Source organism: Paenibacillus sp. FSL A5-0031, from assembly GCF_001956295.1.
In the GTDB taxonomy this organism is placed as follows: Bacteria; Bacillota; Bacilli; order Paenibacillales; family Paenibacillaceae; genus Pristimantibacillus.
Genome location: NZ_MRTD01000002.1, coordinates 513,626 through 529,698, shown reverse-complemented (window position 1 = coordinate 529,698; position 16,073 = coordinate 513,626). Strand labels below are relative to the sequence as shown.

The following is a 16,073-nucleotide window of genomic DNA, read 5'->3' as shown; positions in this document are numbered from 1 at the left end:
TTAAGCAAAAAAGATAGATGAAACCGGAGGGGATCACGGTGTGGGACTATTTTAAGAAAAAACAAGCAAAAAAAAGTGAACTCGTACGAAAAGTGAAGGAAGATAAAGCGAAGCTGCGAGAAAGAAAGCAAGAATTTAAGGCTCTGCCTGAAGCAGCACGCAAGGCTGCGATAGATCACGATAAACAATTACAGCATGAGCAAAAGCAACAAAGAAAAATGGAATTGAAAGCGTTAAACCGCAAAGATCGCAGGGCGATGAAAAAGAAAGCAAAACGTTACAAGAAAATCAAAAACAGGCCAAGGCGTTTTACAGGCTGGTCGATTGTGGCAGTTATTGTCGTATTATTATTTGTACAATTCGGTCCCATTGCTTCTGGTCTCATCGATGCGCTGACAGGAAAACATATTACGGCTGTTACCGATTCACCTGAGGGAATTGCAGCACGTGAATATGGCGGGAAAGTAGCTGAAGAAATCGCGAATGAAGGCATTGTTCTATTGAAGAATGAAGATAAACAGCTGCCGTTGAACGATAAAAAAGTTAACGTCTTCGGATTAGCGGCACTAGAGCTGCGTTATGGCGGCGGCGGATCGGGTGCTGGTGATACTTCCCGTGCGGTTAATCTCTTTAAAGGCTTAGAAAATGCTGGCATCGCTTACAATACGGAGCTTCATGATCTGTATCAAGAAGTTGGTGCAGAAGCGGGAGTGGGTGCCAAGGCAAGCACGGGCATCGTTCAAGTTGTCAAAGGTATGCTGGGCATGAATTCAAGTGATGAGCCAAAAATTGATTACTTGACTGACGAAGCAATCAAACAAGCAAAGGCATATTCAGAAAATGCGCTAATTGTTATTGCGAGTGAGAGTACAGAAGCTAGCGATGCAACTGCTGAACAATTGAAATTAACAGAAAACAAGCGTGCCTTGATTGAAAAGGTTGCAAATAGCTTTAAAAATGTGACGATTGTCGTCAATGCAGGGAATGCGCTGGAGCTTGGTTTCGTAGAAGAATACGAATCCATTAAATCTGTATTGTGGATTGGAACACCTGGTCCTTACGGAGCGAATGCGTTAGGAAATATTCTTGCAGGGAATGTCAATCCATCTGGCCGTATTACGGATACGTATGTTTATGACAATTCAACTTCTCCGGCAAGCGTGAACTTTGGAGACTATAAATACGATAATTTGAAATATTCATTCCTCAATTATCAAGAAGGCATTTATGTAGGTTACCGGTTTTATGAAACCTACTTTTTAAATGATGAAGCAGGCTATAAAGATACGGTGTTATATCCTTATGGACATGGGTTAAGTTATACGGATTTCGAATGGAAGGTTCTTAATCAAACCTTATCGGAAGAGAAGATTGAACTGCAAGTTGAAGTGAAAAATGTTGGCGACAGAGCCGGCAAAGATGTGGTGCAGGTTTATTATTCGGCGCCATATATTGCAGGCGGTACTGAAAAGTCGGCAATTGAATTGGCGACCTATGCAAAGACGTCTCAGCTGGAAGCTGGTGAATCCGAAGTGCTCACGCTTTCGTTTGCTGCCGAAGAGATGGCTTCTTATGATATGAACGTAGAAGAAGCTTATGTATTGGATCCGGGTACCTATTCGATTAAAGTAGCTCGCAACGTCCATGATATTGTAGCAAGCTATGACCTTGAGCTGGCACAGAAAAAGGTCTATAAAGAAGACAAGGATACTAAGACGGCTTACGAGAATCGTTTTGACCTAGCAAAAGGTGAAATCACCTATTTGTCGCGTAATGATTGGAAGAAGACGTATCCTTCTGATGAGAATATTAGTCATGAAGCACCGGAATATGTGCTCGATGCCTTCTCGAAAAAGAAGGAAGCTTCAACTATGGAAATGCCAACGATTGGTGCCGATAATGGCTTGAAATTGGAGGATTTGAAAGGTTTAGCTTTTGATGATCCGAAATGGGCTACCTTCTTGGATCAGTTAACCATGGATGAAATGATCGATTATGTAGCAAACGGCGCCTATCGTACGATGGCTATCGACCGTTTGGGCGTTCCAAAAACGCTGTTGATGGACGGACCGGCTGGATTCAGCTACTTCTTTAAGCAAATCGAAGCAGCATCATATCCGTCTGAAATCGTCATCGCAGCAACATGGAACAATGATTTGGCGTATCGAATGGGAGAAGCGGTCGGCAAAGAAGCGCGTGCGTATGGCATTCAAGGCTGGTATGCACCGGGTATGAATATTCACCGTACGGCACAAGGCGGCCGCAACTTTGAATACTTCTCCGAAGATCCCGTGCTTTCAGGTAAAATGGCAGCTTCTATGATAAATGGTGCAGAAGACCAAGGCATTATTGCCTTCATGAAGCATTTTGCTTTAAATGATCAAGAAACAAACGCTCGTTCAGGCAATTTAATATGGGCTAATGAGCAAGCGATTCGCGAACTCTACTTGAAGCCGTTTGAGATTACGGTGAAAGAAAGCAGCCCTCTAGGCGCAATGTCCAGCTTCTCCATCATCGGAACAAAGTGGGCCGGAGCAAATTCTGTCTTGCTAAATGATATTTTGCGCAAAGAATGGGGCTTCGAAGGTTTTGTTTCAAGCGATGCAGTTTTTGGCTTTATGAAAGCACCGGATGCTGTTGTAGCTGGCAATGACCTCATGTTGGATATTATGACGCCGAGTAAAAACGTTAAATTGTTGAAAGAAGCATACAAGAAGGATCCTTCAGGTATTGCAAACGGAGTTCGCACAAGTGTTCATCATGTGTTGTACACGATCCTGCAAACCTACTTATTCAAATCATAAGCGTTTGGAAGCAGGGTGAATGAAATGAAGTATAAAGCATTAATCGAAAGCATGACCTTAGAGGAAAAAGCGTCCTTAATGTCTGGCGCAAATTTCTGGAATACAAAAGCGATCGATCGATTAAATATTCCAAGAATTATGCTGACAGATGGGCCTCATGGACTCAGGAAGCAAGGCGGAAAGGCAGACCACTTGGGCTTAAATAAAAGTCTGCCTGCCACTTGTTTTCCGACAGCAGCAACCTTGGCTAATAGTTGGGATAGGCAATTGATTTATGAAGTGGGCCAAACGATTGGAAAAGAAGCGGCTAGTGAAAAAGTGAGCGTGCTGCTTGGCCCTGGATTAAACATCAAGCGGAATCCGTTATGCGGCCGCAACTTTGAATATTTTTCCGAGGACCCTTATCTAACGGGCGAATTAGCGAGCGAGATGGTGAAAGGCATTCAAGACAACGGCATTTCTGCCTGCCCAAAACATTTTGCGGTCAACAGCCAAGAGCATATGCGAATGACGATTGATGAGGTTGTAGATGAACGCTCGTTAAGAGAGCTGTATTTGGAAGGGTTCAGACGTGTAGTGGAGAAGGGTCAGCCCAAAACAATCATGACCTCATACAATAAAGTAAACGGCACGTTCGCGAATGAAAACGACTATTTGCTGCAGGATATTCTTTACGGAGAATGGGGATTTGATGGCGTAGTCGTTACCGACTGGGGCGGTAATAATGACCGTGTTGCGGGCTTAAAAGCAGGCAATCAATTGGAAATGCCCGCAACCAATGGGATTACGGATAAAGAAATCGTGCAAGCGGTTAGATGCAATGAATTAGCTGAAGAGGTGCTGGATGAAGCCGTTCATCGTCTGTTAGAGCTGGTCTTTACTACCCAGTTGAACGATAGCCCTGCGCCGCGCATTGACTATGAGGAGCATCATCACAAAGCGATAGAAGCTGCCAAACGTTCAATAGTGCTACTGAAAAACGAGGGTCATATTTTGCCGCTTGGACAGGATAAAAAGATTGCGATTATTGGCGATTTTGCCAAAAAACCTCGCTACCAAGGTGCTGGAAGCTCGCTTATTAATCCTGCTAAGCTGTCCAATGCCTGCGATGTGCTCAGTCAATCTGGCTTGCCGATTATTGGGTACGCAAAAGGCTTCAATCGAATGGGCGGAAATAATGATCGGTTAGTAAAAGAAGCCGTAACGTTAGCTGACCAAGCCGATACCGTTCTGTTGTTCTTGGGACTGGACGAAGGCAGTGAAGCGGAAGGCGTCGACCGCGAGAATCTCAGCTTACGCGAGAACCAGCTGGACTTGCTTCTTTCATTGACGAAAGTTAATTCCAATGTTGTAGTAATTGTTGCTGGCGGCGGTGCCATTGAAATGCCGTTTGTACACGATGTGAAAGCCATCATTCATACCTATTTATCCGGACAAGGTAGCGCCGAAGCATTAACGAGTGTTTTGCTTGGGGCGTACAACCCAAGCGGCAAGCTTAGCGAAACCTTCCCGATCTCATACGGCGATGTTTCTTCTGCTCCTTATTATCCGGGCAGGGAAGCAACGGCAGAGCATATCGAAGGTATTTTTATCGGTTACCGTTATTTTGATACCGTGGAGAAGCCTGTATTATTTCCGTTTGGTTACGGGCTGTCCTACACAACCTTTGAGTATACAGATTTAACAGTTGATCAGTATAAAGCTTCGTTTACGATTACCAATACAGGTGCTGTCCCGGGGGAAGAGGTTGCGCAGCTGTACATCCAGAAGCACGATTCCTCCATATTCAGAGCAAATCGTGAATTAAAAGGTTTTGAAAAGGTGTTTTTGGAGCCGGGCGAAAGCAAAAGGGTTACGATAACGCTGGAGGAACGTGATTTCTCCTATTACAATCCGACAATTAATGAATGGACAGTTGAACCGGGGGCTTATGACATTCAAATCGGTAGTTCGATTCAATCCATTCTGTTAAGTGAACGGATTACGCTTGCAGGGGATTCCGTTCCTTGCGAGCATACGGAGGACCAATTCCCGCATTATTTTAGCGGACATGTTCACGAAGTAACGGCAGCGGAATATAAGCGGCTTTTGGGATACGAGCCTCCATCGCCTACCTGGAACCCAAAACATGATCTGGGTTTAAACGACACCATCGCTCAAGCTAAATATAAGAACGGACTGGGGAAAACCATCTATCATGTTGTGTTTTTCTTTAAAAAGTTTTTTGACGCCGTTAATAGGCCGCTATTAGCAAATAATGTCTACTTTGTTCTGAATATGCCGTTTCGTCAAATCGATCGTTTTACTGGCGGAAAAATTAGCCGTAAGCAAATTTTGAAGCTGTTGAAATGGATAAACCGATAACGCGTGGTTAAGCGTCAATTAAATAAAGAATGGAAAAGGAGATACCATGGTATCTCCTTTTTCACTTCCAACAGAATTATTTTGTGCATAGATAAATAAGAACATAACAGGCGTGACAGAGGAGATAACGAATAATATGAGCGTAATAGAGATGAAAAAAAATAAAGGAATAATCGGTTTTTGGAATAAACAAAAGGAACGGCATCCTAATATTACACAATTTATCGTATTCTTAATATTGAGTGTTGGGATTACATCATTGCAGCTTATTTTGATGCCTTTAATTAAACTTATATTCGCGCAGACATCCTTACTAACGATAAGCTTTCAAATTTTACAGCTCGGCAGTAATTTTGATGGAAGTGCTTATTATGTATTCGATTATGCAGCTGGATCGCTTGCGTCAGGAGGCGGAGGCGGTCTTGGCTATTTCCTTGCTGTTCAAATAACGCTCGGCATTGCACAGATTATTAATTTTTTCGCACAGAGAAATATTACATTTAAATCGAACAGCAATATTTGGACGGCTGCTTTTTGGTATGTATTAGCGTACATTGTGATAACCTTTGGTGCTGCAGCAGCCCAAGGATTTTATAAAGCTCCAATTTATAACCTATTCATGAACACATGGGGAATGGGTTCATTTGGTGAAACAGCCGCTGATATTATTACAATGGTTATCAATAGTACAATTTCATTTTTAGTATTTTACCCTATATTTAAAATTATTTTTAAACAAGAGCCTGCAAAGTAGAGATAGTCACGGTAGTGTGAGTATGACACTCTTTATGGTTGAAGAAATAGGAAAGGCGAGGGGGAACATTCCCCCTCGCCTGTTTGAGATTACTGCCTCGCTTGCTATTCTGGATTAAGCCAGGTTCATTCAGGCGTTCCTTGCGTTACCCCATGAATATAGGTGAGCCAAGGAGTATCCAGCGCGCCTTGCCCCGGATTATAGGTAAAGAAGTATTCGACGGTATCCCCAGATTGCAGGTTGTTTACAGGGTAAGTATAGTTGCCGTTTCCTGCTGAGGTCATGGCTACGTTTTGCTGTGCACCGTTATTTATCTTATAGTGCAAATCGGCAAAGGTTGCGCCATTCACATAAAACGTCAAGTTATTGCCCGCTTTTTTCAGGCCGCGCACCGCATCGCCAATGACAATAACGGTTGATGGCGCGGGTACAACCGTGATGGTAGAGCTGGCTGTTTTGTTGCCGTCAGCCGTTGTTGCCGTAACCGTTGTTGTTCCTGGAGCGAGCCCTGTCACCACCCCGTTCTGATTTACGGAAGCGATGCTGGTGCCCGAAACGCTCCAAGTGACCTGTTTATTTGTTGCATTAGAGGGTGCAACATTGGCGTTTAATTGTACACTCTGTCCTACTTGCAGCTGTGCAGTGCTCTGGTTTAAAGTTACACCGGTAACAGGCACGTTCGTAGGATTTTGGCCACCGTTTTCTTTGTAAACCCGCACATAATCCACCAGCATCGTCGCAGGAATATCAGATGGACTTGGTGCTAAGCCACCATCAAAATGACCGCCGATCGCGAGATTCATAATGATGTAGAAAGGCTGGTCGAATGGAGCGTTCGGATTGTTTGGTGCAGCTACAGAGTACCATTGGTCTCTGGAGACTTTAAAGAAGAATTCCCCATCCACGTACCATTTAATGTTATCCTCTTCCCAGATCATCGTATACACATGATAATCATTGGCAAAGGTTTGCCCCTCCGAGAAATGATATTCCCCAGCAATATATCGATTCACTGGCCATTGTCCGCCAAAGTGCACAGCGCCGCTAGTTGTGCCAGGCAAACGTCCTTTGGCTTCCATAATATCAATTTCACCCGATGCGGCCCATGCACCGTAAGCTGAATCTTTTGGAAGCATCCAGAGCGCAGGCCAGACACCATTGCCTGTAGGCAGCTTCGCGCGAATATCCACTCTGCCGTACTGGAAGGATAGATGATCTTTGGTATTAATTTTGCCTGAGGAATATAGAGCATACCGGCTTGGGTCCTGCGGGAACGATTTTGGATCGTTTAACGCCCGAATATTCAGCTTTCCGTCCTGTACAAATACATTTTGTGTACTATTGGTATAGTGCTCCAGCTCTGCATTGCCCCAGCCCCAGCTGTTGGGATCGTTACCGATATAATAGCCGGTTTCATAGTTCCACTTGTTCGTATCGAGCATTGTACCGCTAAACTCATCCTGCCAGATGAGATTCATGCCCGCAATGGCTGGGTCGCTTGGCGTTCCGATTGCCACATCGTCATGATCGGATACATCTGGACGTGGAGCATCTGGATTGCCGATAAAGGTATAGTTAACGAAGTTGCTGCCGACACTTCCGCCTGCCTGCCCATTCAATGGGTAGCCGATTCGAATTTGCATATTCACCTGGACGGGCTGGAACCAAAGGCCATAGATATAGTCGGCCCAATATCCCCACTGATTGGCATCGGACATGTTATTGTAACCATTGCCGGAATATGAAAATCCGCTCTGGCTGGAGTTCGCCATATCCACCCATTGCCCGTTGATGTTAATTTGATATACGAATTTTCCAAGCTCAGTGCCTATTGGCGCGCCACCATCGATTTTAGGCAGCGGTATGCCGATGACGCCTTTCGCATCTGCTGTGTAGGTTGTTCCATCGTAGGGAGTAATGACATATGAATTTCTTACGGGTTGATTAAAGGTTATCGTATAAATGACGTTAGCCGAAGAGGTTTTTGATTCAAGTTTTACGTTGATCGACTCCGTTACCGTAAACCAGAAGCCGCCGCCTCCTTCGGTGAATTGACCGAAGTTGCTATCATAGATCCAGCCGCTGGCAGCATTATTGTTGATATCAATCCAAGTGCTGCTGTTTACGGGTTTTACAAACACCTTCAAATCATCCGCTACAGCCTCATAAATAATGGCTGGATTATTGTTGAAGGTAGGATAAGTAAAGCCTGCACCTCCTGTAAAGCCTGCAGTAATTTGTGGCCCTTGGGTAGGGGTCATGGCCGTAATCGTTGTTTTGTTTATATTTTGAAACACAAGCGTGTAGTTAAGGGTCGTTCCATTAGCTTTAGAATACAGCTGAATTTCTGTTGTTGCGGACAGAGTGAACCAGTAGCCATACGTTCCGCTGTCGTTCCAATGCCCCCAGTTTTGGTTATAGACGTAGCCGCTGGCACTGTCAATATTGACCCAGTTGCCCCCTACTTTCACTTTTACGCCTACGTCATCGGAAACATCGTTCCATGTGGCGGAGCCCCCGTTAAATATAGGCATAACGAAACCGTAGCTCGCTTGCCCAACCCCTGATTTTGAAATGACAGGCCCGTCTCCTGCTGAAAAGTAAGCCATAGAGGTAACGGTGGTGCCTGCTGCATCGACGGTTTGAATTTTCGAAAATGGCAATAGCCCGACGCTCGCCATCATCGCTACCGCCAAGAACAAGCTCAGTACCTTCCGCTTAAACCGTTTCTGTGAATGGTGAAGTACCTTCATTATTGTCCTCCTTCAATAAAATATGGTTACTCCTGCGGCTCCTTTTATTTTGAGGCAATTGATTGTGTAAGTACTCGGAGGAAACCGCTTACATTGGAGTGCACCTTTATTCTATCGAATACAATAAACAGCTGGAAAGGTCCATTTGTTTTTGTTATGACCCAATTTTTTGGATTTTCATTATTTTTGAAGGCTTATAGCGCTTTGCCCTGATATTTTCCTTCTCTTTCAAGCTTCCGCCGCATTAGCTGCCGGTACTCCGTGGGCTGCATATTCATAACATCGCGAAATGCCCTTGTAAAGCTTTTGTAGCTTTCATACCCAACCATGGTGGCTACCTCGATAATTTTATGATCGGTTTCGGCTAGCAAGCGGCGGGCCTTATCTAGTCGCACATCGCGCAGGTATTCTGCAAAGCCTTTGCCAATATTCTTTTTAAACAGGTTGGAAAAATAGGCGTAATTAAGCGACACATGGTTGGAAACCATCGCTAGATCCAGCGGCTTATGGTAACACTCGTGTATAAAACGAATGGCTTCATTTAAGTCCTGCGTTTTGCGATAGCTGCACTTGTAATCATAATAAAACTGGTTCAGCCGAAGCAGCTGCTGCTGCAGCGCCTGAATATAATCTCGAATCCCCGGATAATCGAATAGATTCCGCAAGCATTCGATATCAAGCGCCTCTTCCCCCATGTAGGGACGGATCACCCGCTCATACTCCTCCAGCATCTGCACCGTTGCGCTGCATAACTGCTGTGTGTACCTTATATGGTAACGCTGCAGCACATTTTTGTGGAATAGCGTAGAAATGCCTTGGGCAATTTTCCCGCTGTTTTTGGTGCCAATAAGCTGAAACAGGGCATATAGCTCTTCATAGGGAATTTCCCATTGCGACTCCAGCCTATCTATATGCGCGGGTAGGATGCATTTCTTATCAGGGAACAAGTAGCTATGGCGATATAGTTCAAGTACCTGTGTATAGCTGCCGGGAAGCCCTTTTAAGCCTTGCTGAGGTCCTGTCATAGCCGCTGTGGCATCAATCTGACTTGCCTTAAGTGCAGCAGGCAAAGCATTCGTATCTGTGGTCGCATCAACCGCAAGAATCAGGTATGGGCGGTGCTGCAGGCATATATATCCTTGGCTGCCATAGACACGGTAAGCAATAGATTCGATGCTATGGGCACTGTCTGCCCCCGGTTGGTTAATCCACAGCTCTTCCCGCAGCAAGCACAAACGGTAATTGTGCCAAAGTTTTGGGTTTTGCTGCTGAATCTGCCGAATCCATGCCTCATCGTTCACTGCGCCTTGCATAAACATGCAAAGCTCTTTACGGTCTGTCTCCTCAGCGCGGCGGGACATATGCTCCATATTGCGGGAAAGGGCTTGCCGCGCCTTTATTTCCTGACCAATATGCTCTACTGCGGTAAGCAGATCCTCCCGTTTTACCGGCTTGAGCAGGTAGCCTTTTGCCCCAAGCCCAATGGCTTTCTGGGCATAAGCAAAATCACTATAGCCGCTAATTATGAGGTAATCCACGTTGAGGTGTTCTTCTTTGGTTTGCTCCATTAGCGCCAGTCCGTCCATATCCGGCATCATAATATCGGTAATCACCAGATGAATGTTATGCTGACGCAATAAGTGCAGCGCCTCAATTCCGTTAGCGGCACAATAAATAGCGTCAAGCTGCAGTGGAAATTGGCGCAGCATGGCCTGCAGGCCATCGCGTATGTGCTTTTGATCATCTACAATTAGAATATTGATCATGCCCTACCATCCTCCAAGATTCACATTTTCCCAAGGCAAACGTAAGGTTACGCAGGTATAAGCACCCTGTACACTGTCAATTGAAAGACCGCAGCCCTTGCCATAATGAAGCTGCAGGCGCTTATGCACGTTTTCGAGGCCGAGGCCGTTTTTGCTGGTCACAATTGGCGTATCTGAATCGCCGCTCAGCACAGCTTGCAGACTAGCCAGCATCTTCGGATCAACACCCGCACCGTCATCGCGTATCTCAATTCGTAATTGGCTGTCATTCTCGACTTGTACGGTCATTTGTATGTGTACACTGCCGCCTAAAGGTGCCGCGTGATGAACCGCATTTTCAACGATGGGCTGCATGCACATTTTAGGAATAGCATAGTGAAGCACCTCCTGCGGGAGATCCGCCGTCAATACGATGCTGCCACCCTCCATAAAGTTAATGAATTTGATATAGCTTTCGATGTTGGCGAGCTCCTCACGGAGGGCGACGGTATCGCTTCGCCACTGCATGCTGTAGCGCAGCTGTGAGCCTAACGATACGAGCGCATCGGCGATTGCAGGCTGCTGCTGAACTTCCGCCAGCATCCGAATGGATTCCAGCGCGTTATACAAGAAGTGTGAATTGATCTGCGAATGGAGCGAGTGCAGTTGTGCGTTTTTGGCAATGAGCTGCTTATCCACCACCTGCGTCATCAGACGACTAATTTCGTCCAGCATTTTGTTGTAGCTGATGGCTACCTCATCGATTTCATCACCGGTCTCGTGTTCATCGAGGCCGATATTAATCTTCGCATCCAATTGGCCTTTCCGCACCTGACGCATAGAAGATAACACGCTGTCCAATCGGCGGAAAATGCGGCGGGTCGTATGCGATACGAGCAGCATGATCAGGAGCAATACACATAAAGCAATGACTACCACAAAGGCATACCAGCTGCGCGGACCCTTCATCAGTGCTTGATGGGAAGCAATATCTACAACATAAGCGTTCAGTGGAGCGATATAACGGTAAAGCGCGTAGTAGGTTTGATCTCCCACTTGGACCTTCATAGGGCTATCCTGTTGAAGTACATCCAGCTGCCGATGAATGCTGCCAAGGATACTATTCAGCCCCTCCCCAGCGGTTTGAGAAAATAGATGCTGCGGATTATATATATTTTTGGAAGGATTTGTTCCGTCCATGACAACCGAGAAGAAATCCCCTCCGCTCTCCTCCAGCAGGTCGTTGAAAAATACGCTGTGCTCGGCACGGATTTCCATAATGGTAGGAAACTTGTTCTGTTGACCCTGAAGCCGTACCAATCGATAATAGGCTAGCGTATGCTCGCCATCCTTAAAAGCAAACAGGCGGTATGCTGCGCCGCCTTCATCACGAAGGGTCTCCCAATAATCCTGCGGCCAAAACTTGTCATAATGATAGATTTCAGGCCAAATTTCGAACAGGTTAGGGTTATCGACATAAAAGCTGAGCTCACTGATCATCTCATGGCTTTCAATGATATTATGCATCTGCTCAAATTGATTTTGTTTAAATTTCACGAGGCGGAGACCATCCCCGCGCATATTGGAGTGAATAAAATCCACGAATGCCTTTTGAGTCAGCGCTGTCGAGGAAGCGTTTTCAAACATGTCCATTTTGCTGCGCAGCTGTTCGTTCAGCCGTGCGACATGGCTGCTGCCGGTGGCCATAGCGTCTTTGTATAACTGGGCTTCCTGTATACGGATAAATAAAAAGGACACCAAAATGGCAGGGATTGCAATGACTAGGCTAAAGGCCAGAAACAGCTTTTGGGATATGCGGGCATTGCGGTAAAGCTTTCTCATTTTGGTCAGCATATACTTCATTTAACGGTCCTCCCTACCTCCGTAATATACCATATATTACAAACCGGCTGGTAGGTAACAAGGCTTTACTTACAAATGTGTAAGTAAAGCCGGAAATACCGGCCACCATTTCGGCAGCCGGCAGTAAATAGCGTATAGATGTAATTACTCCGCCATTTTTGCTTTTCGTACATCCAGCTCGGCTTGGCGATATTCCATCACCTTGTCGAAACCGTAACTCACGCGGCGGGCAAGAAAATTATCAAAGATTTTATCAAAAGCTGCTTCATCCTTAGCCGTAATCAGCTCAGGCAGCACTTCCTCCCAATTTTGAGAGATGCGTGACCAGGCTACCGCTACTTCAGAATCACCCAGTGGATCTAAGCCTTTGTAGATGCCGCTGTCAATATCGGCCTGCGCATTGGCGAAGTCCTCCATTTGCTTAATGACAGGAGCTTTCTCCGGTCTCCATTGGTTGATAATAACAGGGTTCCGCATCATCCAGTAGGTATCCATAATGCCGTATTCCTTTTCAAACTTTTCAATATCCGTTTCAAGCAATTTCACCATTTCAGCCTTCAGCTGAGGCTTGCCGCTCACCATTTCCCACGTCTCGCCTTCCTTGCCAAGGAATAAATCTCGTTGGCCTTCTTCACTGGCTAGGTACGTCAGGAAGCGGATAGCACGTTCAGGATTTTTAGTTGATTTGCTGATCATTGTAACCATCCAGCCGTCCATGTTGCCAGGGAACAGCTTTGCAGAATCACCCTTACTGTTCTGCGGTCCATCTACTGCAATGTAGTTGGAATCCGGGTTCCCGCTTGCGGCCAGCATCGGATTGACAGCCGTCATTCCCGTCCATTCGCGAATCATCATAAAGTAGCGGGCGTTGTTCGTTTTTTCCTCTACTTGCGTATCGGAGTCCACTAGGAAATCCACATTGATCAGTCCACGCTCGTATGCTGTGCGGAAGGTTTTCAGCCAAGCGAGGTAATCTGGATCGGTAATGCGGTCGTAGACTTTGCCGTCTTTTTCATGCGGAACAGCGAGTAGATTTTGCAGGTATTCACTCATTCCATAAGGAACATTCCCCTGTGCAAAGAAGGGACTAATCGGTTGGCCTTTATACTCGGGATACTTATCCTTGAGCAGCTGCAGTGCATTTAGAAAGCCCTCCGGCGTACTCAAATCTGGTTTGCCCATCTCCTCATACAGATCTTTTCTCACCAAAAAGGTTTGGTTGGCGGCTGTCATGCCTGTTTCATGCATGAGATTAGGGCTGTAGGAATCATTCGGAATGCCATACGTATTGCCATTTTCTTGACGATACCACTTCAGGGTGCCGTCTCCCGCCACCTTGAAGAAGTAGGGATCATACTGTTCTGCCAATTCATTTAAAGCATATACATGGTCGCCTTCCCATAGTTTCTTGACAGCGTTTTCCCAAGAGCCCATAGAAATTAAGTCTGGCAGCTTGCCAGAGGTCATCATTAAGGTAATATGCTCATTTGCTTCGCCAGAAGGTACTTCGAGCTTAATATTGACGCCTGTTTTTTCGGTTACGTACTTGGAAGTCAAGCTCTCTCCCCAGCTGTGGGCATACCAGGATGCGCCTACGAACCAAGATAGCTCGACTGGGCTGGTATCCAGCTGCCAAGCAGGCTGTTCGGGGCTTGGCGTTGATTCGCCTTGTGGCTGCTCGGTACTTTCCGCAGGGGTTGAGGTCGGCTTATTTTCGTTATTCTCCGATTTGGTACACGCGGCCAAGCCTAATGTAAGTATTACGGCTAAAACAATTACCATGCTTAGCTTGATGAGGTTGTGCTTCATGACATGAACACCCTTTCTTTACTGTTTTTTTATAGGCCCCATACGCCTCGCTAACGATTCTTAGAGAAACGCACAGCACTTACCCTTTAATCGCGCCAATCATTACGCCTTTGACCAGATAGCGCTGAATAAAGGGGTAGAACACGAGAATTGGCAGCGTTGCCACCATCATCGATGCAAATTTGATGGAGTTGCCAGGCAGTCTTGCGCCGAATTGAGCCATGGCTTGCTGCTGCATGAAGGACATGGAGTTCTCTGCAATAATTTTGTACAGTATGGTTTGCATAGGCAGCTGATCCTGCGAGCGAATGTAGATTACGCCCTGATAATAATCATTCCAGTGATAGACGGCTGAGAAAAGCGATATGGTAGCCAGTACGGCCATGCTGTTAGGCAATACGATTCGAAACAGAACGCCATAATCGGAAGCACCGTCTACCTTTGCGGATTCCTCTAGGCTATCGGGAATCGTGCGGAAGAAGCTCATGAATATAACCATATTGAAAAAAGTGTACATAGCCGGGATGATGAATACCCAAAAGCTGTCATAAAGGCCCAGCTTTGTCATCAGAATAAAGGAAGGGATTAAGCCGCCTGAAAACAACATTGTAATCAAGGCGATTTTGAGATAGATTTTGCGGCCGATTAAGTTGGATTTACTCATTCCATAAGCCACAATGGCGGTAAATAACACATGTACCGCTGTTCCTATCACCGTGCGCAGCGTAGTAATGTAGAAGCCGTGCATTAGACTTTTATCATTGAATACAACACTGTAGCTGGCTAGTGAAAATTCCTTTGGAAACCAGTTTACGGTGCCCAGCATGGCTTGCTCCGGTGCATTAAGCGAATTTATAAATACGAACCACATCGGGTACAGCGTAATGAAGCAAACTGCCAGCATCAGCAGCGCATTGCACACCTCAAATACGCCAATTCGCCGCAATCTTCTGCGTCTTTCCATGTATCTGCCCTCCCTTTCTTAAAAAATGCTGTCGCCAGTTAATTTCTTGGATGTGTAATTGGCCAAAAATAATAGCCCTAACGCCACAATGGAGCGGACAAATAAGACGGCTGTTGAGAAGGAATGGCGCCCAGATACCAAGCCCATGTTATAGATGTACAAATCTAGGCTTTCGGCCATTTTCATGTTCATGTTGTTCTTCAACATAAAGATCTGTTCAAAGTTGCTGCCGAGTATCCCGCTGACAGCGAGGATAAACAAAATAGCGATGGTAGGACGAATGCTCTGAATGGTAATATGCCACATCCGCTGCCAACGGTTGGCGCCATCGAGCTCAGCTGCCTCGTATAGCCCTGGATCAATGCCAGCGATTGCAGCGATATAAATGATGGCACTCCAGCCCGTTTCCTTCAGCGTATCGGAGAAATAGGTAATCCACCAAAAATATTTAGCGTCACTATTAAACAGAATTTCGCGATCCTGCAGTCCGAGCGCCATCATCAGTTGGTTGATGACACCGCCCTCGCCCAGCCAATTGAGCATAATGCCGCCAAAAATGGTCCAGGCAATAAAGTGCGGCAGGTATGAAATGGTTTGTACTGTGCGCTTAAATCGAATCGTCCGTATTTCATTAAGCATCAGGGCGAAAAAGATGGGAATGGGAAAACCTAGCAGCAGCTTGATGCTGCTCATCCCTAGCGTATTGCGGATCGAGCGCCAAAAACGGTCATCCGTAATAAAATCTTGAAAGTGTTTCAGCCCTACAAAGGGTGATTGCAGCATGGGCTTGGCGATACTGAAGTCCATAAATGCAATAATCAGCCAAAACATTGGAATATAACAAAAGATGAACATCCATATAATGCCTGGGATTACCATGCTTTGCAATTGCCATTGCCTAAAAAAAGTTTTTATTTGTCCCGTCCTGTGTTGAAACATGTTCTGCGCCCCCTTCCTTTTCATCGTATGAAAATAGACCTAGGAAAAAAAGGCCATGATTTTTGACCCTATCCCATT

The 16,073-nt window shown here is 45.7% G+C and carries 9 protein-coding genes; 3 read left to right on the top strand and 6 right to left on the bottom strand.

All coding sequences use genetic code 11. The annotated features are described in order from the left end of the window. The first annotated feature begins 38 nt into the window (after window positions 1-38). From BK120_RS05805 to BK120_RS05795, 3 genes are all read left to right on the top strand, one after another. Window positions 39-2,804: a glycoside hydrolase family 3 protein gene (locus tag BK120_RS05805; protein ID WP_076266523.1), complete on the top strand. Its 2,766-nt coding sequence runs from the start codon at window positions 39-41 to the stop codon at window positions 2,802-2,804. A gap of 24 nt (window positions 2,805-2,828) precedes the next feature. Next, entirely contained in the window at window positions 2,829-5,168 is a 2,340-nt protein-coding gene (locus BK120_RS05800; protein ID WP_076266522.1) for a glycoside hydrolase family 3 C-terminal domain-containing protein, read from the top strand. Between the two features lie 136 nt (window positions 5,169-5,304). Beyond that, a complete protein-coding gene (locus tag BK120_RS05795) occupies window positions 5,305-5,922 on the top strand; it encodes a hypothetical protein (protein ID WP_256710807.1) in 618 nt (205 codons plus the stop codon). 125 nt (window positions 5,923-6,047) lie between these two features. On the opposite strand, the gene BK120_RS05790 is transcribed toward BK120_RS05795, so the two are convergent. The 6 genes from BK120_RS05790 to BK120_RS05765 form a co-directional block, all read right to left on the bottom strand. Then, window positions 6,048-8,675, bottom strand: a complete 2,628-nt coding sequence (locus BK120_RS05790; protein WP_076266521.1) for a family 16 glycosylhydrolase — start codon at window positions 8,673-8,675, stop codon at window positions 6,048-6,050. Between the two features lie 194 nt (window positions 8,676-8,869). After that, the gene (locus BK120_RS05785; RefSeq protein WP_076266520.1) at window positions 8,870-10,441 is read right to left on the bottom strand and encodes a response regulator transcription factor; all 1,572 of its coding nucleotides are present in this window, start codon (window positions 10,439-10,441) and stop codon (window positions 8,870-8,872) included. A 3-nt stretch (window positions 10,442-10,444) separates the two neighbouring features. Then, window positions 10,445-12,283, bottom strand: a complete 1,839-nt coding sequence (locus tag BK120_RS05780; protein WP_076266519.1) for a sensor histidine kinase — start codon at window positions 12,281-12,283, stop codon at window positions 10,445-10,447. 144 nt (window positions 12,284-12,427) lie between these two features. After that, window positions 12,428-14,092 (bottom strand): extracellular solute-binding protein, encoded by a 1,665-nt coding sequence (locus BK120_RS05775; protein WP_076266518.1) that lies wholly within the window; start codon window positions 14,090-14,092, stop codon window positions 12,428-12,430. A gap of 79 nt (window positions 14,093-14,171) precedes the next feature. Beyond that, complete coding sequence (locus BK120_RS05770) at window positions 14,172-15,056, bottom strand: carbohydrate ABC transporter permease (RefSeq protein WP_076266517.1); 885 nt, start codon at window positions 15,054-15,056, stop codon at window positions 14,172-14,174. Between the two features lie 18 nt (window positions 15,057-15,074). Then, a complete protein-coding gene (locus BK120_RS05765) occupies window positions 15,075-15,995 on the bottom strand; it encodes an ABC transporter permease (RefSeq protein ID WP_076266516.1) in 921 nt (306 codons plus the stop codon). Window positions 15,996-16,073: the final 78 nt, after the last annotated feature.